Below are 23,274 nucleotides of genomic sequence, written 5' to 3' on the forward strand. Positions count from 1 at the left end.
TCACCCTGCGTCCCGGTACCTGCGGCCGAGCACCACGAGGCCGCCGTCGCAGCCGACCTGTTCGCTCCCATGATCGCTGTCGTACCGCGCGGATCTGCCGAGCCGTGCCCGGGATATCAGGCGTTGAATGCGAAAACCGCAAATTGGGCGCGGTCACGGGCGCTGAGCTTGGCCACGGCCAGGTTGCTGTGGGTTTTCGCGGTCGTGAGCCAGTCACCATGCGGTTCGGCAGGCGTGGCCGTGGCATAGCCCTCGCGGGGCTCACCGTTCGGGATAATGCCCCGGTGATTCGCGTACGTACAACCGCTTTATCCCTCTTCCTCTTACTGGCTTCCACTGCTGGTTGCGGAGGTGTCGGCACGTTCACCATCACCATGTCGGGTGAGTCGATGGAGCCGACGATCAAGGCGGGCGCGAACCTGTCGCCACGCAGCACCGATGGACAGTACGCTCCCCACCTCGGCGACGTCATCGTCTATCGAACCCCCAAGAACTGGGCCAATGCCACGCCAGGTGAGCTACACGTATCACGGGTCATCGGCGTACCGGGGAGCACGGTGAACTGCTGCGATCCCCAGGGGCGGCTCCAGGTGAACGGCAAGGCGCTGGACGAGCCCTACCTTGCCGCTCCTCCGGCCTCGCATCTGCGGTTCGAGGTTCAGGTGCCGCCCAGCCGGCTCTGGGTGATGAGCGACAATCGTCACGCCGCTCTGGACTCTCGCACCCACCTCGCCGATCCCGGCAACGGGACCATCGACATCTCCGACGTCGCCGGGGTGGTGGATCCCGCGAGACGGTAAGCGTCCTCGCCACCTGCCCCGGTCGGCACGCAGCCGGGCCCGGCTGCGTCGCGGTCGGTTGTCATCAGCCTGATGACATCTCCGGGGTCTCGGAACGCACCCACTTCGCTCGCGCCGTGTCACCATCGCAAACCACTTCATGGTGCATGAGGAGACTTGTTCGGGCTCGGTGTAGGGGGCGGGGTGGCCTGGCGGCCGCTGCGCCGTCATGACCGCCGATCCGTGCCGGGGCAGCGTCCGAGGTGCCGGAGTGCGATCGCCGGTTTGGAAGGGATCTGGGTCTCGGAATTGTCGGTGGCTACCGGCATGGTGGTGCCATGACCGAGACGCCGCCCTTCACCGTCCTCGCCGATGACACGGCCTACGCCGAGGCCGTTCAGCTCGCCGTTGACTCCGCCGCCGCCTACTACGCCGACGGCACCTCCACGCTTGACGACGACGCCTACGACCGGCTGGTGCGGGGCATCCAGGCGTACGAAGAGGCCCACCCCGAGGCGGTGCTGCCGTCCTCGCCGACGGGCAAGGTGGCCGGCGGGGCCGTGGTTGGCGACGTGCCGCACACGGTGCCGATGCTGAGCCTGGACAACGTGTTCGGCGCCGAGCAGCTCGCCGACTGGGCGGCCTCGCTGGAGCGCAGGCTGGGCCGCCCGGTGACGGCGTGGAGCGTGGAGCCCAAGCTCGACGGGCTGGCGATCTCGGCCCGTTACCGGCATGGCCGCCTGGCCCAGTTGGTCACGCGGGGCGACGGCAGCGCGGGCGAGGATGTCTCGCACGCCATCGGCACCATCGTCGGGCTGCCCGATCGGCTGGCCGAGCCGGTCACGGTGGAGCTGCGCGGCGAGGTCATGATGACCACCTCCCAGTTCGAGGAGGCCTGCACCAAGCGGCAAGCCCACGACGGCACCACGTTCGCCAACCCGCGCAGCGCGGCGGCGGGCACGCTGCGCGCGCAGGACAGGCCGTACGTGTGCGAGCTGACCTTCTTCGGCTACGGCGTGCTGCCGCCGCCCGACGACCACTCCGAGCTGGCCGTACGGCTGCGCGAGCTGCCGCACAGCCAGATCATGGGCTGGGTGGCCGCGCAGGGTGTGCAGACCACCGCCGCCACGCCAGTCGCCGGCATCGTGGCCGACAGCGTTGAGCGCGTGCAGGAGCGGGTGGGGGAGATCGCGGCGGCGCGAGCCGGCCTGCCGTTCGGCATCGACGGTATCGTGATCAAGTGTGACCTGGCCGCCGACCAGGCCGAGGCCGGATTCAGTTCCCGAGCACCCCGCTGGGCCATCGCCTACAAGCTGCCCGCCACGGAGAAGATCACCAAGCTGCTCGCTGTGGAGTGGAACACCGGCCGCACCGGCATCATCGCCCCACGCGCCGTGCTGGAGCCGGTCGAGCTCGACGGCAGCATCGTCACCTACGCCACCCTGCACAATCCCGCCGACATCGCCCGGCGTGGCCTCATGCTCGGTGACAGCGTGACCGTCTACAAGGCGGGCGACGTCATCCCGAGGGTCGAAGCGCCGGTCGTGCATCTGCGCACGGGTGAGGAGCAGCCGATCGAGATCCCGGCGGCCTGCCCGTCCTGTGGCGACGCCATCGACAGCTCCCAGGAGCGTTGGAGGTGCGTGCGCGGGCGCCAGTGCCGCGCAATCGCCTCCATCGTCTACGCCGTGGGCCGCGACCAGCTCGACATCGAGGGCCTGGCCGAGAACCGCATCAAGCAGATGCTGGACGCGGGCCTCATCGCCGATTTCGCGGACCTGTTCTTCCTGACCCGCGATCAGTTGCTCGGCCTGGAGCGCATGGGCGAGACCAGCACCGACAACCTGCTGGCCGCCTTCGATCGGGCCAAGGGCCAGCCGCTCAGCCGGGTGTTCTGCGCGCTCGGCGTGCGTGGCACCGGCCGGTCCATGAGTCGCCGCATCGCCAAGCACTTCGGCAGCATGCAGGCCATTCGCGCCGCCGACGCCGAGGCAATCCAGCAGGTGGACGGCATCGGCCCGGAGAAGGCCCCGGTCGTGGTGGCCGAGCTGATCGAGCTGGCCCCGCTGATCGACAAGCTGGTCAAGGCCGGCGTCACCATGACGGAGCCGGGCTGGACACCACCCGCCGAGCCTGGTGACGCGGAGGCCGACGGCGCGTTCGAGCTGCCACTGGCTGGGATGTCCGTCGTGGTGACCGGCGCGATGAGCGGAGCGCTGGAGGCGCTGAGCCGCAACCAGATGAACGAGCTGATCGAGCGCGCGGGCGGCAAGGCGTCCTCCAGCGTGTCGGCCAAGACATCATTGCTGGTGGCGGGCGACAAGGCCGGGTCCAAGCGGGCCAAGGCCGAGAGCCTGGGCGTGCGGATCGTCGATCCGGAGGAGTTCGCCACCCAGGTCAGCGCCTTCCTGTGAGCGCCCTGGCGGCACGCCGGGACGCGGTGTCCCGGCTGGCCGGCTCCAGGGCCGTACGGTTCTTTGTGCCGCGGCTACGACTGACTGGATGAGCGCCCAGCGCAGCCCGGTCCTCGGCGGGGCGAGCTGGAGCGTCGGCGTCGCCCTCACCGAGGGCACACCCCCGTGAACCTCACCTGGGCCGCCCCGAACCCGGCTGCCCATCAACGCAGAAGTGCCCGATACGGACATGAACTTTGGTGATCTCGACGAGCCGGCGTGCCAGGCTGATGCGCTACCGGCACCTCCTTGGCTGGAGCGCTCGGGGCGGCGTGGGGGGTGCTGGGCACGGTTGGCGGGCAGCAGCCGGAAAGTCGCACGCTCAGCGAGGATGCGGGCTGCGCACGTGTCCTGGAGCCGTCTTCGGCGGGCCGTACTGATCAGCCTCGCAGGGCACAGTGTGCCGCCGCGCCACATGAACGTGACGCACTGAGTAGCGCCGCCCGCAACGGGGAGTTAGCGGGTATGGATGGAACCATGATCCTTTTGAGGCGGACAATCCACGTGACCGTACTCGCTGCCCTCTTGGTCCTCCCGATCATCGCCATCCCGCCGGCGGCGGCCGACACCCGCAAGCGGCCGCAGGCCGAAGCCGGCGCCGCACTCGCCCGCCGTATGTTGTCCCAGTTGAAGGTCGCCAGGGCGTTATCGCTCCGCGGCTATGCACACCGGCGTTTCCTGCCCCGATGGGCGCACCACAGGGGTAAGTGCGACACCCGGGAGACCGTGCTGGCCCGCGATGGGCGACGCGTGCACAGGAACGCCACGTGCTACCCCGTCAAGGGCCTCTGGTACAGCCCGTACGACGGCAAGTGGCTGAAGAGCGAGAAGCATGTGGACGTCGACCACGTCGTGCCACTGTCGTATGCCTGGCGTTCCGGCGCCAGCAGGTGGAGCCAGGCACGCAGGCGCGCTTTCGCCAACGATCTCACCCGACCAGAACTGGTCGTCGTCAGCCACTCCGCCAACATCGCCAAGGGTGGCCAGGGGCCGCAGAGCTGGCGTCCGGCGCGCCGTGCCTATTGGTGCCGCTACGCGACCTCATGGATCACCGTGAAGCACCACTACCGGCTCTTCGTGACAAAAAAGGAGAAGAAAGCTCTGCTCAACATGCTCCGCACCTGCCGGGGACGTTGACATATCGCCTGTGACCTGGCTCGGGGTCGAGGAGGAACCGCGCAGGAACTGGCGGTGCGGCCCGAGGGGCTGTTGCTGCCCGAGATGCGGTCGGCGACGGTGGCCTGTTCGACGGTACCGGGGCGGAACTACGGGGCGGTGGTGTCCAGGGAAGCAGGCCCAAGGAAGGCCTCTACCAGGCGCTCGGCGGGGAGCTCCCCTTGGCAGGGGGACGTCCGGGGCTCGGGTGCCCTTGTCGCATGCGTCTGCGGGGCCTGTTCAGGGGAAACGAGGGTCGTCGGGACGGTAGCGGGCACCACACGCGAGCCCCCGACGTCCCTCGCAAGGTCCACGCAGCATGGACGCCCAGCACTCGGACACGATGCACCGCAGCCGTGACCAGGTATTCAGTGCCAACCCGACGGCGTGCTCGTAGCCAGGCCCGAGGATCTTGCCGCCGTGCCAGACACTCGCCGTGGGATGCGGCGAGGGCGGCGACGCGCTCCGGGCAGCCCACCGCACCCAACCCACTGGAGCCAGCCCACCGCAGCCAACCCACTGGAGCCAGCCCACCACGGCCGGCCCACCGTGGCTGACCCACCGTGGCTGGCAGGTCACCGCGGTCGGCATCTCCGAGGTCGCCCTGCGCCGCCCCGCGCGCTGCCGCCACAGACGTCCAGGGCCGCGCGTCCTGGCCGCATGCGGACGCGCATCACGTATCAGCCGTCGTGGGCGTCCCTCCTAAGGAGCGGAAAGGAGCGAGACGATGGCCACTTACACGATCGACAGCTACAGCGTGCGAGTCTGGTCCTCCAGGCCGACCACGAACCTCAGCCCCGGCGTCGCCGTCACCGGGATCTACCTGTACGAGGGCGGCACCTACCGGGGTTACGCCTACTTCTACCCTGACGGCACCCCGCTGGCGCCGCCGGTGATCGACGCGGCCGCGGGCCAGATCTTCATCCATCTCAACCTGTCGCAGCTCACCGGGATCCTGCAGTTGCTGCGCGAGGAGAAGCCGGTCTATCTGTACGAGTTCGGCACCACGAACGCCGGGCTCATGACGGGCACCGAGCCCACGGGTGAGGAGGAGGGCATAGCGGGCTGAACTCACTCTCGGGGCGTCATGAACCGGCGCAGCCCGGGCGTGCCCAACCCGACGAGGAGCTGAACTCGCTCGGCCACACGACGCTGGAGGACCTGGACGCCAGTAACCGCGCCGAGGCGAACGCCATGATCCCCGCCACGATTCTGGAGCGGATGGGCGAGGTCGGCCGGGCGCGGGCGTCACCCTGTGATGGCTGCCACTCGCGCGGCAGCCATCACCCGGCATCGGTCGGCGTCAGCGCGAGATGATGTCGTAGCGGCACTACTGCCTTGCAGGCGCAGGTCTTGATCGGCGATGGTGATCGTCTCGCCGAGGTTCTCCGGCACCGCCGTACAGCGGGTGTCGCGGCTTGGGTCGGCGGCCTTGATGAGGACACGAGATCAAAGCGGGACGATCTTTTCTGGCGCGTAAGGCGTGCTGACTGCTCGCACAGCACAGGCGCAGGGGGTCTTGATGGTGTAGGCGCGCCACGGGCGAGGGCAAGGGATCGTGATCCGGCTGCGCGCGGTGCCGGGCGAGTCGATCGTCGAGGTCGTGGACGAGGTGTGGTTGCCGCATCCGGGCACCACCGGCGCGGGCCGGTGTTAGCCTGCTCGTCGTGTCTACTGGCGATCATGACTTACGCGGCCCCGGCCAGGCACATGCCACGGGCCAGGCGTCGGCGGACGAGATGCTGGGCGATCCGCGTTTCCTGATCCACGCCGACCCCGACGAGGTGATGGCGCTCGCGTCGCGAGCAGACAGCGCCGAGGCGCGGCTGGCCGCGGCGGTCTACCGCACGTCCGCCGGCCGGCATCGTGACCTGCCTCCCGCCGCGCGCCGTCAGGTCCTGACCGTGGACGCCGCCCGGTGGCAAGCCGATGATCTGGGACGGCGGCTCGCCGAGGCGCCGGACGAGCACGGCGCGGCCGCTCCGTACCGGGTGGAGTGGGCGACGGGCTCGTCGCTGAAGGGCGCGCTGCTGTGGGCGGCCGATCTGCCGGACCACGAAAGACTCGGGCCGGCCGCAGTCTGGGCGATGACGGTCGGCGGGCCGCCGGGCCAAGCCGTGGTGACGGTCGCGGCCTTCGGCCGTGACGGCTGGACCTGGGACCTGGCGTCGGGCAGTTGCCTCGGCAGGCCCGTGTTCGACGACGGAGGAGTCGAAGCCCTGGAGAGCGTGGTGCTCGACGGCCGTCGATCGCTGGTCGTCAGCGGGTACAGCGTCGTCGACGACCTCGTACGGGCGAGCGTGTGGGTGATGGACGTCGGCTCCGGGGAGCGCGTCGGTTCGCCGTTCGTCACCGAAGGTCACGTAAGCGATCCGCTGGCCGTCACCACGGTGGCGGGCCGTCCGGTGGCGATCTCCGGCGGATCGGCGGTGAAAGTCTGGGACCTGCTCGCGCAGCGCCCTCTGGGCACGCCGTTCGAGGCGCACGGCGACACGAGGGTGGTCTCGATCGCCACGACGACCCTGGACGGCCGCGCGGTCGCGGTCACCGGTGACTACGACGGCTTCGTGCGTGTGTGGGATCCCCTCGACGGGACGGAGGTCGCGGCGCCGACAGAGACTTCCGGCCGGCCGGAAAGCCTGCTCACCCTGTCTCTCGACGGCCGCCCCGTCGTGGTCACCGGCGGCTACGACGGCCCGGTCGAAGTGCGGGATCTGCGCGAGGGCACTCTCGTCCGCGAACTGCTGCCCGAGGACGTGCTGGCGCGTGGCAGCGGTTCGCTCGCCGCCGCCGAACTCGACGGCCGCTCGATCGTGGTCGCCCTCGACCGCGACGGGCACGTACGAGTGCTGGACCTCGCCACAGGCGAGCCGCTGTGCGCTCCCCTGCCTCCAGGGCGCGGAAAACCTGATGCGATCCGCGTGGCCGAGGCCGGCGGCAATCCGATCGCCGTCACCAGCGGCATGCTCTCGTCCGTGGTGCAGGCGTGGGACCTGACCGCCGCATGCGCCGCACCGGTCGCCGGAGCGCCGCGCGGCCTGCCGGGCGACGTCACCGCCCTGACGGTCTGCGAGGTCGCCGGCCGCGAGGTCATCGTCACGGCTCACCACGACGGCCCCGCCGACGACCCCAGATGGGGCGAGGGGTACGTGTGCGTCACCGACCTGGCCGGCGGCACTGCGGTGACACCCGCCATCCCCACCGGGGAAGGACGGGCACAGCTCGCCCTGGCCGACTTCCACGGGGACCCCGTGGCGGTGATCACCTGCAATCAGCGATTCGTGCCGCGGCTGCTGCGGTTGCCTGAGGGTCAGGAGCTGGACATCACGTTCACCACCTCGCACTACCGGCAGGACCACAACGGCCGGATCACCGCGCTCGCCACCGGCCGGCTGGCCGACCGCCCCGTGGTGGTGACCGGCGGAAGGCACAACCAGGCGCGCGTGTGGTACCTGGACAGCGGCTCCATGTGTACGGCCGTCACCGGGCGCGGCGGCGGGTACACCCATGTCACCGCCGCAGCCGTCGGCTCGCTTCGAGGCCGCGCTGTGGCGGTCACCGCCGGACACGGATCCGACACGCCCGAGATCCGGGTGTGGTGGCTGTCCAGCGGCCGCCCGGTCTGTCAGCCGGAGCCAGGTCACAGCGGAGCCGTGAACGCCGTCGCGATCAGTGACCTGGACGGCGTCCCGGTCGCGGTGACCGCCGGCGCGGATCAGACAGTCCGGGTGTGGGACCTGAACAGCGGAAAACTGGTCAGAGACCCCCTGACCGGGCACACGGCACCGGTCCTGGCCGTGGCCGTAACCGAACTGGACGGCCGCCCCGCCCTGGTGACCGGCGGCGCGGATCGGACCGTCCGGACGTGGGACCTGGACAGCGGACGCCGGCTGCGACGGGCGGATCTGCCCGGCGCGGTGTCGCATGTCGCCGTCGCGCCGGGCGGCCGGCTGGTCGTCGCGTTCGGTGACGACATCGCCGTCATGTCCCCCCAGCACCTGGCGGCGGAGCGGTGAGGTGTCAGGGTTCATCCAGCTCTATCCACTGAGCGCCGACCTTCAGCCGAGATGTGGACTCCGTGCGAATCGAGGTCACACCGTCTCTCCGGCTCCAGCCAGGTCGTGTCGAAGGAGAGGGCGGGATACCCTGCCTGCGGTGCCTCGAACCACGTGACCGGAGGAGTCGATGCTGGGATGACGGCAGGGCGACCGATGCCCACACAGGACGACGTGCTCGGGTACTTCGACACGCTGTCGAACTGGGGACGGTGGGGCGACGACGACGAGCTCGGCACTCTGAACCACATCACCGACGACGTCCGGCTGGCGGCGGCGCGGGCCGTGCGCCACGGCAGGAGCGTGTCGTGCGCATGGGAGGTCGCCGTACCGGACGACATGGAGCGGTCGACGACGACGTGCCCGTGCGCCGCCGACATGCCGGGTGCCGAGAACATGCCGGTGGCCGCATTCCACAACGACCGGCGCTGGGGCTTTTCGTCCGAGCGGCTCGGCGTCACGTTCCACGGCAACACCCTCACCCACATCGACTCGCCGTGCCACATCTTCTGGGACGGCACGATGTACAACGGGCGGTCGCACTCGCTGGTCGACGCCGCAACGGGATCGGCGTGGGCATCCGTCACGGCGGCGGCGAACGGGATCATCACGCGTGGTGTCCTGCTGGACATTGCGAGCGTGCGGGATGTGCCGTGGCTGGAACCGGGGCAGGGTGTGTTTCCCGACGATCTCGAGGAGGCCGAGCGTCGCCAGGGTGTGCGGGTGCGATCCGGCGACGCGGTACTCCTGCGGACCGGCTATGGCCGCGTCCGGCACGAGACCGGCGCGGTCAACGGCTTCACGCAGGCCGGGTGGCACGCGTCCTGCCTGCCGTGGCTGCATGAACGGCAGGTCGCGCTGATCGGCGCCGACACCCCCCAGGACGTCCAGCCGTCGGGGTACGAAGACGTGTTGATGCCGGTTCACGCCGTGAGCCTCGTCGCCATGGGTCTGTGGATGCTCGACAACTGCGACCTGGAGGCGTGCGCGACGACGGCCGCCGAGCTCGGCCAGTGGGACTTCCACCTCGCGGTCGCGCCGGTCCGCTTCGCCGGTACGTCCGGCAGTCCGGTCAACCCGATCGCCACCTTCTGACCGCGGTTCACGAGGGGTGCGACGCCATGAAGGGTGGTCGGTGAGGACACGCCGTGCCGGCCGGAAACCAGGCGGCACGAGCACCTCAAGGCAGGGTGTTGCGACAGCTGACGGCGGCCCGCCGTGCTTCCCGACGCACCATGAGGTTTTGGTGCCCCAGCCAGCTCCCCGGGCTGGGGCATGTCGAGATTATGGCCTTAAGTCCGATTTGTATAGCTTTGGTGAGTAATTTTCCTTGACCGCCCTTGCAAGGACGCCCTCGACGCCCCGCCGCGGCAGGTATGCATAGACCATGACCGCGCGTTATGACGGCCAGGCCGACTGGTACGACGAGTACATCGGCTCCAGCGCCCACGTCACCACGCAGGACATCGTCGACCTCCTCGGCCCCGGTGAGGGGCCGTGCCTGGACGTCGGCTGCGGCACCGGCCTCTATCTCGACGCCATCCGCTCCACCGGCCGGACCGTCATCGGCCTCGACCGCTCCGCCGACCAGCTGCGCCTGGCCCGCCGCCGGGACCCCGCGCCCCTCCTCCAGGGCGACGCCACGGTCCTGCCGTTCGCCACGGGCACGTTCGGGACGGTCACCGCGATCTGGGTCTCGACCGACATCCCCGACTTCGCCGGGCTGCTGCGGGAGGCGGCCAGGGTTCTGCGCCCGGGCGGCCAACTGCTGTTCTACGGGGTGCACCCGTGCTTCAACGGCCCCCACATCGAATCCCGCGAGGACGGCGCGGTGATCATCCATCCCACGTACCGGATCAAGGGGTGGCACAAGCGCTCGCCGTGGTGGCGCGAGGGCGGGGTCCGGGACCGGGTCGGGATGAGCCACCTGCCGCTGTCCGACCTGATGAACGCCTTCGTCGACGCCGGGCTGGCCGTCGGGCGCGTGTACGAGCCGCAGGAGCGGCCCGTACCGTCCGTCCTGGCCGTCAGGGCGTTCCGGCCGGGCTGACGCTCAGCGGCCGGGCACCGGCAGCAGGGCCAGGTGCTCGCTGGTCACGAGGTCGAACCTCAGCGCCAGCGACACCAGCGCGTGACGCTGCCAGTCGGCCTTGCCCTCACCGCCCTGCGGGCTTTTGACGTGCAGCTTCTTCTCGGCCAGATAGCCGATGTGGAAACCGATGGCGGTACGGCTCAGCTCCAGGTCGGGGAGCCTCTCGGCGATCTCGGGAATCGTCGGTATGCGCGACGTCGAGGGGTCGCGCAGGCGCGGCTCGCACAGCGCCACCAGGATGCGGAAGTACTTGGCGTTCTGGTCGAGCGGGTAGGCGACCTGCGTGGCCGCGCCCTCGTCGGCGCGGTGCGGCGGCACATGTACGTGCTGCGGCGCGAACACCAGGAACGAGACCGTGCCGTCGACCGCGGGCAGGCTCACCCTGGAGAACTCGAACGGGATCGGCGCCCCGATCCGCCCCGGCGGCACCTTGACGAACTCCCCGCCCCCTTCCGGGTTCTCCACGACGTACGTCTTCGACGTGCTGAGGTTGGACAGCAGCCAGTAGTCCCCCACCGCGACGATCTCGCCGGCGCGCCGGGAGACCGCGGCGTCGTCCAGCCGGAGGTCCACGGGAGAGCCGGGAGCCCCGCGCCCGAAGAGCGCCTGCTCCCCGGGCGCGAGCTCCAGCGAGTACGGCCGGTCGTCGGTCGGCGCCGCCGCCATCTGGATCAAGATGGTGCTGTGCATCCGCGGGACCCTACTCGCGTGCCGGTGAAGGTGTCCAGGTCATACGGGCAACGGCTTGCCACCCGGGCGCCTGCACTCCCGCAGGCCGCCGTCGGACTCGTCGTTGCCGCCCCCGCGGAAGTAGACCTCGCTGACGTACCCCCACCTGTCGTTGTCGGCCATGGTGGCCGCCCACCAGTAGTTCCGGTACGAGCCCAGCGTGTAGCTCGCCCCGGCCTTCTCGCACAGGTACCAGTCGTCCCCCGCCGGATCGATGTAGCCGACGATCTTGCCCTTGGCCGGCGACTCGTAGACCGGGATGCTCCCGCTCGGCGACCAGTCGGGGCAGTTCTGGACCGTGTCATTACCGTGCCGGAACGGCTTCCCGCACGGGCTGGCGTCGCCCGCGGCGGTCCCCGCAACCGGGCCGGCGACCCCCGCGATCGCCAGCCCGAAGGCCGCGGCGAGCGCGGCCCGTCGGATACTCATCATGCTTTTCCTCCCGATGTCGGTATCCGCGTCGATCCTCCTGGGCGCGGGGCCGTTTCCGTAACCTGGTAGCTACCAGGGCGCGTGGACGGATCCACGATGATCGGCGATGATGAGCTGAATGACGGCTCCGTCCCAAGCAGGTCGCTACCGGATCGAGCAGCTCATCGGTGTCGGGGGGTTCGCCTCCGTCTATCTGGCCCATGACGACGAGTTGCGCTCGCCGGTGGCGGTCAAGATCCTCGCCGACAACTGGGCCCGCCGGCCCGACGTGCGCGGGCGTTTCCTCCAGGAGGCGCGCCTGCTGCGCAGGGCCGACTCCCACCTGCTCGTGCAGGTCTTCGACGTGGGCGAGCTCGACGACGGCCGCCCGTACTTCGTGATGACCTACGCCGACCGCGGCACGCTGGAGGACCGCCTGTCCGGCGGGGCGCTCACCGTCGACGTGGCGCTCGGCCTGATGCGCGACATCTGCCAGGGCGTGGCCGTGCTGCACAGCATCGGGGTGGTCCACCGCGACCTGAAGCCGTCGAACGTGCTGTTCTGCTCGCGTCCCGAGGGCGGTGAGCGGGTGATGGTGGCCGACCTCGGCATCGCGCGGTCCACCGACCACCTGAGCGGGCTGACGCTGCCCGCGGGTTCGCCCGGCTACCAGGCTCCCGAGCAGCTCTACTTCGACGGCGCGCCGGACGCGCGCGCCGACGTTCACGGCCTGGGCGCGCTGACCTACCACATGCTCACCGGCAGGGTGCCCGCCAAGCCGGAGCAGCGGGTGCCGCCGAGCGCGCTGCGTCCCGAGGTGCCGGAGGCGGTCGACGCCGCCGTGATGCGCGCCCTGGATCCCGGCAGGGAGGCCCGCTGGCCCGACGCCGCCGCCTACGCCTCAGCCCTGTCGTCGTCCACCGCCGTGCCGCCGTCGGACTGGAAACCGCAGGTGCGGCCGTCAGGCGGAGAAGCACAGGGGCAGCTGTCGGGCGGAGAAGCACGGGGGCGGTCGCCGGGTGGGGAAGCGCGTATGCGGCCGCCCGAAAAGGGCCGGCGCAGGGCGATCGCCGGGGGTGCGGCAGCCGCCGTGGCGGCGGCGGCCGTCACCGTCGTGGCCGTCAACCTCGCCCAGAGCCCGGACCAGCCCGGCGGCACCCGCGCGGCCGCGAGCACGCCGCCCGCGATCGGCTCGACCAGCCGGTGGCTGCGGGACGACTCCGACATCCCCCGCCAGTACCGCGAGCTGATCGTGCAGGCGGGCACGTACTGCCAGGAGCCCGGGCTCAGCCCGGCCCTGATCGCCGCGATGCTCAAGGCGGAGTCCGGCTACGACCCCGGCCTGTCCGATCCGGTGAAGGACGAGTACGGCATCTCCAGGTGGACCCCGTCGGTGCTGTGGTACTGGCAGCCGGGCGGCCTGCAGAGCCCGAAGCCCGCGCCGCCGTTCAGCCCGGAGCTGTCGATCCTGTCGATGGGACGGTTCCTGTGCACGCTGGGCCCCAGGGTCGCGGACCTGCCCGGCGACCCGGCGCTGAAGCTCGCCGCCCTCTACCGCAGCGGCGTCGACCCGCTGAAGCGGGCGGGCGGCATCCCCGAACGGTGGCGCGACTACACCGAGAAGGTCTCCCGCTACATGCGCGACTACCGGCCGGGCTGAGGGCGCTCGACGCATGCTCAACGCGGGCTCAACATTCCTTGATCGACTCTTTCACCCGTGACCGACCATGCCGCCGCCGTCCCGTCCATCGGATTACGCACACCCGCCGAGTTCGTCGCGGGGCTGCGCAGCCTCAAGGCGTGGGCGGGGCTGACGTACCGGCAGCTCGAAGCCCGCGCGGCGGCCGCCGGGGACTTCCTGCCGTACAGCACGCTGGCCTCGGCGTTCGGCCGTAACCGGCTGCCCCGCCGGGAGCTGGTCGTGGCCTTCACCAGGGCCTGCGGCTGCCGCGCGGAGGAGACGGCGGCCTGGCTCGACGCGCACCGCCGCGTCGCCGCCCGGTCCGTACGCGCCCCGGCCGCCTCACGGCCCGACGACCCGGTCTGGCCGCTGGGCGAGGAGCTGGCCGTCCTGGGCTACCGGCTCATCGCGGCGGCGGCGAGCCGGACCCCCGACCCGATCACCGAGGCCGCGGCCCGCCAGGTCATCGCCGAGCTCGCCGACCTGGCCCGCGCAGGCGGCGACCCGCGCGGGCAGTGACCTGCGCAAAGGCGATCCGCGCGGGCAGTGACCTGCGCAAAGGCGACCCGCGTGGCTAACGTGCTCCGAGGCGGCGCACCACGACGCCCACCACCCGCTCTGGTGGGACATATCCGAAATCTCGGGAGTCGAAGGATTCGTCAACGTTGTCGCCCCGCACGGCCAGATGCCCCTCCGGCACGACCGGCCCCGCCCCGGGAACGGGAAAGTCCACGCGATCGCCGCCCGTGGCCACGGCCCGCTTGATCAGCAGCCCCACGTCCACGACGAAGGAGCCGGGAGGCGGCGGCGCGGCCTGCGCCACCGCCCCCTCCCCCGTACGGCCCGGCGTCTCGAACACGACGGTCTGGCCGCGCCGGACCTTCGCCGCGGCGGTCCGCCGTACCAGCACCTTCTCCCCGGGCACGTAGGAGGGCCGCATGCTGTAGCCCCGCACCGTCACCACCAGGTAGCGCTTCCTGAGCACCCAGAGCATGGCCGCGAGTGCCGCGACGACAATGAAGATCATGGGATGCGCTGCTCCTCCGCGTCGATGTATCCCGAGGCCTGCTTCGCCCACAAGCTCGCGTACAGACCTCCACGGGCGAGCAGCTCGTCGTGCCGCCCCAGCTCCCCCACCCGCCCCTCGACCAGCACCGCGATCAGATCCGCGTCGCGGATCGAGCCGAGCCGGTGCGAGACGAGCACGCTGGTCCGGCCCGCCCTGATCTCCCGCAGCCTGCTGTGCACCTCGTACTCGGCCTCGGCGTCCAGCCCGGCGCTCGGCTCGTCCAGGATCATCAGGTCCCGGTCGCCGCGCAGGAAGGCGCGGGCCAGGGCCACCCGCTGCCACTGCCCGCCCGACAGGAGCACGCCCGTCTCCTGCTCGCCGTCCTCGCTCTCGCCGAAGAACATGCGGGTCAGGGGCGTGTCGTAGCCGCGGGGCAGCCGGGCCAGGACGTCGTGGACCCCGGCCCGCCGCGCCGCCTCCTCGACGGGGGCCGCCCGGCCCAGCACCGTCAGGTCGCCCACGGCGATGTTGTCGGCGGCGCTGAAGTCGTACGCCATGAAGTCCTGGAAGAGCGCGCCGATCCGGGCGCGCAGCTCCTCGACGGGGAGGTCGCGCAGGTCCACGCCGTCCCACAGGATCGCGCCCCGCTGCGGGTCGTAGAACCGGCACAGCAGCTTGACCAGCGTGCTCTTGCCGGCTCCGTTCCGGCCGACCAGCGCGACGGACCGGCCGTACGGGATGAACAGGCTGACCCCGCGCAGCACCCACGGATGCTCCTCGCTGTAGCGGAACCACACGTCACGCAGCTCGATGCCGCGCCGCAGCGGCGGCGGCCCGCCCGCCCCCGGTGAGGGCAGGTCGGGCTCGGCGCGCAGCACGGCGGCGTGGTGCCCGAACATCAGCAGCTGGTGGTGCGCCTGGCCGGTGGAGCCGACCAGCCCCTCGATCGCACCCTGGATCCCGGCCACCGCGGCGATGAACATCGACACGTCGCCGACCGACATCCCGCTCCCCACGGCCCAGATCAGCCCGGCTCCGGCGGTGAGCGTGGACAGCGCCGCGAGCGCGCTCTGCACGGCCAGCTCCCGCCGGTCCAGGCCGCGTTTGGCGGCGTCCACCGAGCGTCGCTCGGCGATCATCCGGCCGCGCAGGAAGCCGCCCAGGCCGAACAGGCGGATCTCCTTGGCGGCGTCCACGCTGCCGAGCAGGTGGCCGTAGAACAGCTCGCGGCGTTCGGCCGGGCCGATCTCCCACTGCACCCGAGCCCTCCCCCGCGCCAGCCGCAGCTCCGCGACGAGCGCGGGCAGCGCCGAGCCGATCACGACGGCGGTGAACGCGGGACTGATCACCAGGAGCGAGCCGACGAACCCGGCCAGTGTCACCGCCCCGCGCCCGAGGCCGAACAGCGCGTCCACCACGCGGCCCGGCGCGGCGGCGCTCTGCTCGGCCAGCCGCAGCCGGTCGAGCATGGCCGGGTCCTCGAACCTGGCCAGCCCCCGCCAGCGCTCGACCGCCGTGAACAGCCCGGCCCGCGCGCTCAGCCCGGCCCGCCGGTCCAGCTCGGCCCGCAGATACTGCCCCGCCTGCAGGGCGAGCGCCCCCGCCAGCCCGCTCGCGGCCAGGCCCGCCGCCGGCGGCAGGAGGACGCCGCCCGTGACGAGGCCGTCCAGGATCAGCTTGGTCAGCCACGCCATGACCACGGGCACGGCCGAGGCGAGCAGCACGCTCGCCAGGTAGGCGAGGAGGGTGCCGGAGGCGGCCCGCCACACCAGCGCCAGGGCCTGTCCGGCGGTCGACCTCACCCGATCGCCACGACCGGCGACCGCATGATGTCGGGCCCGGTCGCGATCACGTACCCCTCGGCGTCCACGACGCAGTACCCGGGGAAGGCGTTGGCCTCGAACGCCCGGCTGACCGGCCCGCCCATCTCCTCCACCACCACCAGCGACACGGGCGCCAGCCGCTCGGCCATCTCGGTCGCGCGCTCCGCGTCACCGGCGACGACGGCGAGGACCTGCCCCGGCGTCCCCCGCGCCGCCTCCACGAAGCCCGGCAGCGCCTCCTTGCACGGCCCGCACTCCGTCGAGAAGAACGCCACCACGGTGTTGCCGGTCAGCGTGCTACCCGACACGATCCGCCCGTCGGCCGTCACCGCCTCGAACTCACCGATCCGCGAGCCGACCGGCAGGATGTCCTGGCCGAGGTACCGGCGCTGCAGCAGGTCCTCGAGGTGGACGGTGTGCTGTTTGAGCCGTCTGATCACCCCGAACGTCAGCAGCAGATCCAGCAGGCAGAGCGCTGCCACCAGGACCACGGCGACGACGAGCACGGTCATGCTGTTCCCCTTCGTTGTGGGTGGGCGAGAAGAGCTCCACGAGCTCGTCGAGACGGGAGACGATCAGCGCCGCGACCGCGGCGGTCGCGGCCGTGACGGCCAGCGCGGGCGCGGGCAGGGAGCCGGTCGCGTACGGTACGGCCACCAGCCCCGCCACCGAGACGGCGGCCGGCACGCACAGCACGCACACCAGCGCCTCGGCGGCGACGACGATCACCGCGAGCCGGCGAGCCCGGGGCACGGGTGACGGCCGTCGCCCTCGTCGGTCAGCAGTCGCCGCGTGAGTAGCAGTTGCAGCCGGTGCTGCCGATCCTCGGGCAGCACGTGATGTACATGACGCGCGCCCCCGTGGTGCAGCAGCGCGTCTGGCAGTCGGAGCCGCACCCGGGGCAGGCCGCCGCGGCCTCGGCGCGCGGGACCAGGCGCTGGAGCAGGTTGTCGGCGAGTCTTGCGATCGTCGCGGTCATCGGGGTGATTCCTTCCCTGTGCTCTGCACGGATGGCTGGAGGTACGGGAACCTGGATGACCTTCACCTTGACCCGGGTGCCCGGGCCTAACAAGGAATACGCCGTGTTCCGAAAAGTTCCGAACAGCGGTGTCAGGAGCGCTTGGGCACCGGGAAGACGGCCACGAAGCGGGCGCCGGGTGAGTGGTCGGCGAGGCTGAGGGTGCCGTCGTGGGCCGCGGCGATGTCGCGGCACAGGGCCAGGCCGAGGCCGCTGCCGCCCTTGTCCTTGGCCCTGGCGGGGGCCAGGCGGGTGAACCGTTCGAAGACCCGCTCCCAATCCTGCGGCGGGATGCCGTCGCCGTCGTCGGTCACCGTGACGATCACCTTGTCGCCTTCCACGGCCACCTCCAGGTCGATCCGGGTGGCGGCGTGGCGGGTGGCGTTGTCGAGCAGGTTGGTCAGCAGCCGGTCGAGCTGCAGGGGCGAGCCGTAGACCGGCGCCGAGACGCACAGGTCGGCGACGATCGGCACCCGGCCGCCCGCGCGGCGGTTGACCTGCTCCTCCGCCACGCGGACCAGGTCCACCACGCGGCGCTCGCCGACCGCGCCGGCGTCCAGCCGGGCCAGCATCAGCAGCTCGTCGATGATGCCGGTCAGGCGGTCGGCGGCGGCCAGCGCCTGCTGGCCGGTGGCCCTCCAGTCCGTCTCGTCGGGATAGGCGCTGGCCACCTCCAGCTGGGTGCGCAGGGCCGAGATGGGGCTGCGGAGCTCGTGGGAGGCGTCGGCGACGAAGCGGCGCTGGGTCTCGACCGTGCGTTCGAGGCGGTCGAGGGTGTGATTGGTGGTGGTGGCCAGGTCGGTGATCTCGTCGCCGGTGTCGGGCACGGGCACGCGTCTGCTGAGGTCCTGGCCGGTGATCTCGGCCATCTCGGCCCGTACGCGTTCGACCGGGCGCAGGGCGGCCCCGACCACGGCCCACGCGATGCCGGCCACGCTCAGCAGGATGAGCGGGATGCCGAGGAACATCAGGACTTCCACCCACTTGATGGCCTTGTCCACGTCGGTCAGCGAAGCCGCCCCGTACACCGTGGTGACGCCGATCGGCGAGCTCACCTTCAGGGCCATGACCAGGTAGTGGGCCTCGGGTTCGGTGAGGTGGGGGGACAGCGTGAGCTCGGTCATGTAGATCTTTTCGGGCTGGTCCGCCCGGAACCTCATCAGGGTCGGGATGTTGCTCACGCCGGGGCTGGTCGCGATCACGTTGCCGCGGGCCGAGACCACCTGCAGGAGCTGGACCCGCGACGGCGTCTGCAGCACCGTGTGGAACTCTCCGGACTCCAGCTCGCTGGCCACCCGGCGGACGGCCAGCTCCAGTCTGGTCTGCACGGCCCCGCGCAGATTGACGGGCGCGGTGGCGAGCGTGATGGCGGCCGTGATGGTGAAGACGACCGCCGCCGCCAGTGTCGCGACCGTGGTCAGCCGCGCCCGGATCGAGCGTGGAAACAGCCGTTTCACCATCTCATTCCGGCCTCCCCGTATCACCACGAGTGACGCTCACCCGTGTACCCCCTTAGCAACATGATGGCTGATCTGCGGATATACGGGTACCGGGTCGCTTGCGAATACTCTCCGTGTTCAGACGTGACCGGCCATCGCGCGTTCCCGCCAGGGCAGGAGGGCGGCGGTGCCGATCAGCAGGATCCCGGCCACCGCGATCGCCGTGCGCGCGCTCGTCAACCAGGCCAGCCCGCCCCACAGGGCCGTGGCGGCGGCGGTGACCGCGCGCCCGCTGATGGTCCAGGCGGTGAGAACGCGGGCCAGAGCGTCGTTCGGAGCGCTGCGCAACCGGTAGGTGACGTAGACCGGGTTGTAGACGCCCATGCAGAAGATCATCGCCAGCTCGACCGCGATCACGACGAGGAGCCCGCCCGTGCCGGGCCCCACGAAGGCGAGTCCGACGAGCCACAGGGCCCTGGCCACGCCGAAGCCGAGCAGGATCCGGCGCTGCCCGAAGCGCCGGACCAGCGGCGCGGACAACCGGGAGCCCGCCAGGCCGCCCAGGCAGGGAATGCCGAAGCCGAGCCCGTACTCCAGGGGTGTGAAGTGCAGGTCGTTCAGCATCAGGTACGTCAGCAGCGGCGCGGTCGCCATGATGAGCGCGGAGACGAGCGCGTTGTTGGCGAACAGCAGGCGCAGCACGGGGTCCGTGGCGATGACGCGCCAGCCCTCGACGACCTCGGCCAGGCGCGACGCGCCGGCGCCGCGCACGGGCGGCGCGGGCTCGGGCGCGGAGATCGCGCGCAGGCCCAGCGCGGACAGCAGGTAGCTGGTGGCGTTCAGGACGGTCGTGACGACGGGTCCCAGCATGCCGACGAGCGCGCCGCCCGCCGGCGGGCCGATCGCCGTCGAGATCCACATGGCGCTCTCGAACCGGCCGTTGGCCCGCGTCAGGTGCCGCTCGGGGACGAGGGCCTTCAGGTGCGCGCCACTGGCCCCGACGAAGACGATGTCGGCCGCGGCGACCACCACGGCCACCACCAGCAGTTGTACGTAGCCCAGCACCCCCAGGCCGTAGGCGACGGGCACCGTCAGCAGGACGAGGAAGCGCAGCAGGTCGGCTCGGATCATCAGCGGCCGCTTGGGCCGGAACTCGACCCAAGGCCCCAGCGGGACCGCGAACAGGGCGCCGGCCGCCCCGCCGGCCGCCGCGATCCAGGACACCTGGGTCGCGCTCACGTCGAGGGCGAGGATGGCGATCAGCGGAATCGCGTCCAGCGCCAGCATCGTCCCCAGGCTGCTGACCGCGAAGGCCCGCCACAACCACCCGAAATCCCGCCCCAGCCCGGTGTCTTCTGCCATTCCGCCCCCTTTTGCCGGAGGCGATCCAACACCCGGAAGCGCCCGGGAAACAAACAACCGACGCGCCCGATGGACAACCGCCGGTTGTGCGTCATCCGCCTTTCAGGACTGTGACCTGGTCGCCGCGTCGGGGATAGACCATGATCAGCAGGTGCTGGAGGGGGCCGGTTCGGCTGGAAAGGTTATCCGAGCCGCGCTCCTACGCGTGCGGTACGCACCCTGAAGTGCGCACTTCCCGATGGAGAGCAGCTCTCCGTAGGTTTGTTGCAGCGAAACCTGATGAGGGAGTTATCGATGCGCGCAGTCGTCATTCACGCTTTCGGCGGGCCCGAGGTGCTGGAGATCGTGGACGTGCCGGTGCCCGTGGTCCGGGAGCGGCAGGTCCGCGTCCGGGTCGAGGCGGCGACGGTCAATCCCGTCGATCTGGCCACCCGGTCCGGGGCGCTCACCGAGGCGGGCCTGCTGCCCGCCCGGGACGTGATCGGCATCGGCTGGGACGTGGCCGGGACCGCGGACGCGGTGGGCCCCGGCGTGACCGGTGTCGTGCCGGGTGAGCGGGTGATCGGCCTGTCGGACCGCCTCGACGTGCCGCTCGGCGCCCAGGCCGAGTACGTCGTCCTCGACGCGGACGCGGTCACCCGCGCGCCGTCGGGCCGTTCGCCGGTGGAGGCCGCGACGTTGCCGCTCAACGGGCTCACCGCGGTGCAGGCGCTCGACCGGCTGGAGCTGGCCGCCGGGCGGACGCTGCTGATCACCGGCGCGGCCGGGGCCGTGGGCGGGTTCGCCGTGCAGCTGGCCGCCGCGCGCGGGCTGCGGGTGGTCGCGGTGGCCGGCGCCGAGGACGAGCCGCTGGTGCGCGGGCTCGGCGCCGAGTGGTTCGTGCCGCGTACGGCGCGGCTGGGCGAGGCCGTACGCGCTCTCGTGCCGGGCGGCGTGGACGGGGCGCTGGACGCCGCGGTGACCGGGGCGGCGGCCCTGGACGCCGTCCGCTCGGGCGGCGTCTTCGCCGCGCTGGTCGCGGGCGGGGCGCCGCTGCCGTTGCGCGGCACCCAGGTGTTCGACCACTGGATCCGCGCCGACGGCGCCCGCCTCGCGGACCTGGTCGCGCTGGTCGAGGCCGGCTCCCTCACCCTCCGCGTGGCCGAGGCGCTGCCCCTGGACCAGGTCGCCGCCGCCCACCACCGCCTGGCCAAGGGCGGCCTGCGCGGCCGCCTGGTCCTCGTCCCCTGAGCCCGCCACGGTCCGACGGCGCAACCCCTCCTGAGCCCGCCACGCTCCGGTGGCGCGACGCGCTCATGTGCGGGAGCGGCCGAGGGTGAGGGTGAGGGCGGCGGCGAGGGCCGCGATGGCGGCGTAGGCGACCGTGGTGACGTCGGTGCCGTGCTGCCAGCCGAGCGCGCCGATCGTGGTGGCCATGGCGGCCACGCCCAGGGAGGAGCCGACGTACCGGGCGGTGTTGTTGGCGCCCGACCCCATGCTCGCCCGGGCGAGCGGCACGCTCTCGATGGCCAGATGGGTCAGCGAGGCGTTGATGAGCCCGCTGCCGACGCCGCCCACCACCAGGCCGGCGACGACCCGCGTCCAGGGGGCGGCGTCCGCGACCCCGAGCGTGAGCAGGGCTCCGGCGGCGGACAGGAGCAGGCCGAGCGCGAGGCGGACGCCCGAGTGGACGCGCAGGTGCCGGGCCAGCAGGGAGGCCAGGAACGACATGCCCGACCACAGCGAGAACAGCACGGCGCTGGTGAGCGGGGTGAGTGAGCGGGTCACCTGGAGCACGGTCGGCAGGTAGCTCATCATCCCGATGACGGCGATCCCGGTGACGAACGCGCCCGAGGTGGCCACCAGGAAGAGCGGGCGGCGCAGCAGGCCGAGCTCGATGAGGGGTTCGCGGCGGCGGTTCTCGATCAGCGTGAACGCGGCCAGCAGCACGACCGCGGCGGCGAACGACGCGTACACGACGGGCCGGTTCCAGCCCAGCCGGCCCTCGGTGACCCCGGCGAGCAGCGCGGCGGTGCCGAGTGCCAGGGTGATCGCGCCGGGCAGGTCGTGCGGGCGGCGGCGGTCGCTGCGCGACTCCGGCAGCACCCGGCCGGCCGCCACGGCCAGGACCGCGCCGGCGACGGCGATCAGGACGTGCACGCCGCGCCAGCTCCACGCGGCGGCGATCGAGCCGGACAGCAGCGGCCCCAGAGCGATGCCCAGCCCCAGCATCGCGCCGTAGCGGCCGGTCACCCGGACGCGGTCCGGGTCGCCCGGGTAGGCGTGGCCGAGCATGCCCAGGCTGCCCGCCAGCATGGCCGCGCTCGCCCCGCCCTGCACCAACCTGGCCCCGACGAACATCACGGTGTTCACGGAGAGCGCCGCCAGCAGGGCTCCGGCGGCCAGCGCCCAGGTGCCGGCGACGTAGGCGCGCCTGCGCCCGTGGTCGTCGGCGAGCCCGCCCGCGACCAGCAGGAGCGCGGACAGGCCGAGCGAGATCGAGTTCAGCATCCAGGCGGGACCGGTGGGGCCCGAGCCGAGGTCGGCGGCGGCCTGGGACAGCGTGACCATCGGCACCGTGTAGTTGACCAAGGCGAGCAGCGCGGCGGCGCAGGCCGCCACGGCCACCGTGCCCGCCGCGTGCGGGGCCGCCGGGGCGGGAGCCGATCGGGTGAGTGTCACGGCGTCTCCTTGGTTCATTCATTGAACTATTGAGGCACACGCTAACACGCCAAGGTTCAATGAATGAATTACCCTGGGGGTCATGGCGCTCGGCAAGAACTACGACGGCCAGGACTGCTCGCTCGCCCGCTCCCTGGAGCTGGTCGGCGAGCGCTGGACGATGCTCGTCGTCCGCGACGCCCTGTACGGCGTGCGCCGCTACGGCGACTTCCTGGCCCACCTGGACATCCCGCGGGCCGTGCTGTCCCAGCGCCTGACCACGCTCGTGGACGCCGGGGTCCTGCGCCGCCACCGCTACCAGGAGTCGCCGCCGCGCGAGGAGTACGTCCTGACCGAGATGGGGCAGGAGCTCTGGCCGGCCGCCCTCGCCCTGAGCAGTTGGGGCGAACGCCACCTGTCGGGCAAGCCGCGGCGGATCTTCTGCCACGTGCCCTGCGACACCAGGATCGACGGCTACGGCATGTGCCCGGCCTGCGGCGTCCGCCCCGAGCTGGCCGAGATCGAGGTACGCCCCGGCCCCGGCGCCGACCTCCTCCGGGACGACCCCGTCAGCCGCGCCCTACGGCGCCCGCACCGCATGCTCGAACCCCTGCCGCACACCGCCTGA

The 23,274-nt window shown here is 71.7% G+C and carries 21 protein-coding genes; 12 read left to right on the forward strand and 9 right to left on the reverse strand.

Annotation, left to right across the window (positions count from 1 at the left end; all coding sequences use genetic code 11):
- The first annotated feature begins 218 nt into the window (after positions 1-218).
- From lepB to AB0L65_RS26560, 7 genes are all read left to right on the forward strand, one after another.
- Complete coding sequence (lepB, locus tag AB0L65_RS26530) at positions 219-800, forward strand: signal peptidase I (RefSeq protein ID WP_364250462.1); 582 nt, start codon at positions 219-221, stop codon at positions 798-800.
- Positions 801-1,117: 317 nt separating this feature from the next.
- Entirely contained in the window at positions 1,118-3,193 is a 2,076-nt protein-coding gene (ligA, locus tag AB0L65_RS26535; RefSeq protein WP_364250021.1) for an NAD-dependent DNA ligase LigA, read from the forward strand.
- 504 nt (positions 3,194-3,697) lie between these two features.
- Complete coding sequence (locus AB0L65_RS26540; RefSeq protein WP_364250024.1) at positions 3,698-4,369, forward strand: HNH endonuclease family protein; 672 nt, start codon at positions 3,698-3,700, stop codon at positions 4,367-4,369.
- Positions 4,370-5,114: 745 nt separating this feature from the next.
- Positions 5,115-5,456 (forward strand): hypothetical protein, encoded by a 342-nt coding sequence (locus tag AB0L65_RS26545; protein ID WP_364250027.1) that lies wholly within the window; start codon positions 5,115-5,117, stop codon positions 5,454-5,456.
- A 598-nt stretch (positions 5,457-6,054) separates the two neighbouring features.
- Positions 6,055-8,403 (forward strand): WD40 repeat domain-containing protein, encoded by a 2,349-nt coding sequence (locus AB0L65_RS26550; protein ID WP_364250030.1) that lies wholly within the window; start codon positions 6,055-6,057, stop codon positions 8,401-8,403.
- A 195-nt stretch (positions 8,404-8,598) separates the two neighbouring features.
- The gene (locus AB0L65_RS26555; RefSeq protein WP_364250033.1) at positions 8,599-9,537 is read left to right on the forward strand and encodes a cyclase family protein; all 939 of its coding nucleotides are present in this window, start codon (positions 8,599-8,601) and stop codon (positions 9,535-9,537) included.
- A gap of 292 nt (positions 9,538-9,829) precedes the next feature.
- Positions 9,830-10,492, forward strand: coding sequence for a class I SAM-dependent methyltransferase (locus tag AB0L65_RS26560; RefSeq protein WP_364250036.1), 663 nt, complete (start codon positions 9,830-9,832; stop codon positions 10,490-10,492).
- A 3-nt stretch (positions 10,493-10,495) separates the two neighbouring features.
- On the opposite strand, the gene AB0L65_RS26565 is transcribed toward AB0L65_RS26560, so the two are convergent.
- Both AB0L65_RS26565 and AB0L65_RS26570 read right to left on the reverse strand, forming a co-directional pair.
- Complete coding sequence (locus tag AB0L65_RS26565; RefSeq protein ID WP_364250039.1) at positions 10,496-11,224, reverse strand: winged helix-turn-helix domain-containing protein; 729 nt, start codon at positions 11,222-11,224, stop codon at positions 10,496-10,498.
- A gap of 39 nt (positions 11,225-11,263) precedes the next feature.
- A complete protein-coding gene (locus tag AB0L65_RS26570) occupies positions 11,264-11,695 on the reverse strand; it encodes a hypothetical protein (protein ID WP_364250042.1) in 432 nt (143 codons plus the stop codon).
- Between the two features lie 118 nt (positions 11,696-11,813).
- Here AB0L65_RS26570 and AB0L65_RS26575 point away from each other — a divergent pair, with 118 nt between their 5' ends.
- Positions 11,814-13,334, forward strand: a complete 1,521-nt coding sequence (locus AB0L65_RS26575; protein ID WP_364250045.1) for a serine/threonine-protein kinase — start codon at positions 11,814-11,816, stop codon at positions 13,332-13,334.
- Between the two features lie 57 nt (positions 13,335-13,391).
- Positions 13,392-13,874, forward strand: a complete 483-nt coding sequence (locus AB0L65_RS26580; RefSeq protein ID WP_364250048.1) for a hypothetical protein — start codon at positions 13,392-13,394, stop codon at positions 13,872-13,874.
- A gap of 55 nt (positions 13,875-13,929) precedes the next feature.
- Here the strand turns inward: AB0L65_RS26580 and AB0L65_RS26585 are convergent, their stop codons facing one another.
- Genes AB0L65_RS26585 through AB0L65_RS26595 form a run of 3 tightly spaced genes read right to left on the reverse strand, consistent with a single transcriptional unit; the run spans position 13,930 to position 16,699 of the window.
- Positions 13,930-14,382, reverse strand: a complete 453-nt coding sequence (locus tag AB0L65_RS26585) for a S26 family signal peptidase (RefSeq protein ID WP_364250051.1) — start codon at positions 14,380-14,382, stop codon at positions 13,930-13,932.
- Positions 14,379-16,166 (reverse strand): ABC transporter ATP-binding protein, encoded by a 1,788-nt coding sequence (locus AB0L65_RS26590; RefSeq protein WP_364250054.1) that lies wholly within the window; start codon positions 16,164-16,166, stop codon positions 14,379-14,381. The genes AB0L65_RS26585 and AB0L65_RS26590 overlap by 4 nt, the downstream gene beginning before the upstream one ends.
- Complete coding sequence (locus AB0L65_RS26595; RefSeq protein WP_364250057.1) at positions 16,163-16,699, reverse strand: TlpA disulfide reductase family protein; 537 nt, start codon at positions 16,697-16,699, stop codon at positions 16,163-16,165. Before AB0L65_RS26595 ends, AB0L65_RS26590 begins: the two co-directional genes overlap by 4 nt.
- Before the next feature lie 20 nt (positions 16,700-16,719).
- Between AB0L65_RS26595 and AB0L65_RS26600 the strand changes: the two genes are divergently transcribed.
- Complete coding sequence (locus AB0L65_RS26600) at positions 16,720-16,983, forward strand: hypothetical protein (protein WP_364250060.1); 264 nt, start codon at positions 16,720-16,722, stop codon at positions 16,981-16,983.
- Here AB0L65_RS26600 and AB0L65_RS26605 read toward each other — a convergent pair.
- From AB0L65_RS26605 to AB0L65_RS26615, 3 genes are all read right to left on the reverse strand, one after another.
- Positions 16,966-17,166, reverse strand: a complete 201-nt coding sequence (locus AB0L65_RS26605) for a hypothetical protein (protein ID WP_350739375.1) — start codon at positions 17,164-17,166, stop codon at positions 16,966-16,968. The two genes, AB0L65_RS26600 and AB0L65_RS26605, sit on opposite strands and share 18 nt — an antisense overlap.
- A 131-nt stretch (positions 17,167-17,297) precedes the next feature.
- Complete coding sequence (locus tag AB0L65_RS26610) at positions 17,298-18,665, reverse strand: ATP-binding protein (protein WP_364250063.1); 1,368 nt, start codon at positions 18,663-18,665, stop codon at positions 17,298-17,300.
- Positions 18,666-18,782: 117 nt separating this feature from the next.
- Positions 18,783-20,006: an MFS transporter gene (locus AB0L65_RS26615; RefSeq protein WP_364250066.1), complete on the reverse strand. Its 1,224-nt coding sequence runs from the start codon at positions 20,004-20,006 to the stop codon at positions 18,783-18,785.
- 294 nt (positions 20,007-20,300) lie between these two features.
- Between AB0L65_RS26615 and AB0L65_RS26620 the strand changes: the two genes are divergently transcribed.
- Positions 20,301-21,236 carry an NADP-dependent oxidoreductase gene (locus tag AB0L65_RS26620; protein ID WP_364250069.1) on the forward strand — a complete coding sequence of 312 codons (936 nt, stop codon included), beginning with the start codon at positions 20,301-20,303 and terminating at the stop codon, positions 21,234-21,236.
- A 63-nt stretch (positions 21,237-21,299) separates the two neighbouring features.
- Here AB0L65_RS26620 and AB0L65_RS26625 read toward each other — a convergent pair whose 3' ends face one another.
- Complete coding sequence (locus tag AB0L65_RS26625) at positions 21,300-22,667, reverse strand: MFS transporter (RefSeq protein WP_364250072.1); 1,368 nt, start codon at positions 22,665-22,667, stop codon at positions 21,300-21,302.
- A gap of 82 nt (positions 22,668-22,749) precedes the next feature.
- On the opposite strand from AB0L65_RS26625, the gene AB0L65_RS26630 reads away from it, so the two are divergent.
- Positions 22,750-23,274, forward strand: coding sequence for a helix-turn-helix domain-containing protein (locus AB0L65_RS26630; RefSeq protein WP_364250074.1), 525 nt, complete (start codon positions 22,750-22,752; stop codon positions 23,272-23,274).

Source organism: Nonomuraea sp. NPDC052116 (assembly GCF_040680035.1).
Classification (GTDB): Bacteria; Actinomycetota; Actinomycetes; order Streptosporangiales; family Streptosporangiaceae; genus Nonomuraea; species Nonomuraea angiospora_A.

Bases quoted from the DNA above. Each gene is read 5' to 3' on its own strand.
- AB0L65_RS26565 (WP_364250039.1), bottom strand. From the start codon at position 11,224: ATGCACAGCACCATCTTGATCCAGATGGCGGCGGCGCCGACCGACGAC.
- AB0L65_RS26545 (WP_364250027.1), top strand. From the start codon at position 5,115: ATGGCCACTTACACGATCGACAGCTACAGCGTGCGAGTCTGGTCCTCC.
- AB0L65_RS26585 (WP_364250051.1), bottom strand. From the start codon at position 14,382: ATGATCTTCATTGTCGTCGCGGCACTCGCGGCCATGCTCTGGGTGCTC.
- AB0L65_RS26575 (WP_364250045.1), top strand. From the start codon at position 11,814: ATGACGGCTCCGTCCCAAGCAGGTCGCTACCGGATCGAGCAGCTCATC.
- AB0L65_RS26605 (WP_350739375.1), bottom strand. From the start codon at position 17,166: ATGACCGCGACGATCGCAAGACTCGCCGACAACCTGCTCCAGCGCCTG.
- lepB (WP_364250462.1), top strand. From the start codon at position 219: ATGCGGTTCGGCAGGCGTGGCCGTGGCATAGCCCTCGCGGGGCTCACC.
- AB0L65_RS26570 (WP_364250042.1), bottom strand. From the start codon at position 11,695: ATGATGAGTATCCGACGGGCCGCGCTCGCCGCGGCCTTCGGGCTGGCG.
- AB0L65_RS26540 (WP_364250024.1), top strand. From the start codon at position 3,698: ATGGATGGAACCATGATCCTTTTGAGGCGGACAATCCACGTGACCGTA.
- AB0L65_RS26610 (WP_364250063.1), bottom strand. From the start codon at position 18,665: ATGGTGAAACGGCTGTTTCCACGCTCGATCCGGGCGCGGCTGACCACG.
- AB0L65_RS26560 (WP_364250036.1), top strand. From the start codon at position 9,830: ATGACCGCGCGTTATGACGGCCAGGCCGACTGGTACGACGAGTACATC.
- AB0L65_RS26595 (WP_364250057.1), bottom strand. From the start codon at position 16,699: ATGACCGTGCTCGTCGTCGCCGTGGTCCTGGTGGCAGCGCTCTGCCTG.
- AB0L65_RS26630 (WP_364250074.1), top strand. From the start codon at position 22,750: ATGGCGCTCGGCAAGAACTACGACGGCCAGGACTGCTCGCTCGCCCGC.
- AB0L65_RS26615 (WP_364250066.1), bottom strand. From the start codon at position 20,006: ATGGCAGAAGACACCGGGCTGGGGCGGGATTTCGGGTGGTTGTGGCGG.
- ligA (WP_364250021.1), top strand. From the start codon at position 1,118: ATGACCGAGACGCCGCCCTTCACCGTCCTCGCCGATGACACGGCCTAC.
- AB0L65_RS26620 (WP_364250069.1), top strand. From the start codon at position 20,301: ATGCGCGCAGTCGTCATTCACGCTTTCGGCGGGCCCGAGGTGCTGGAG.
- AB0L65_RS26555 (WP_364250033.1), top strand. From the start codon at position 8,599: ATGCCCACACAGGACGACGTGCTCGGGTACTTCGACACGCTGTCGAAC.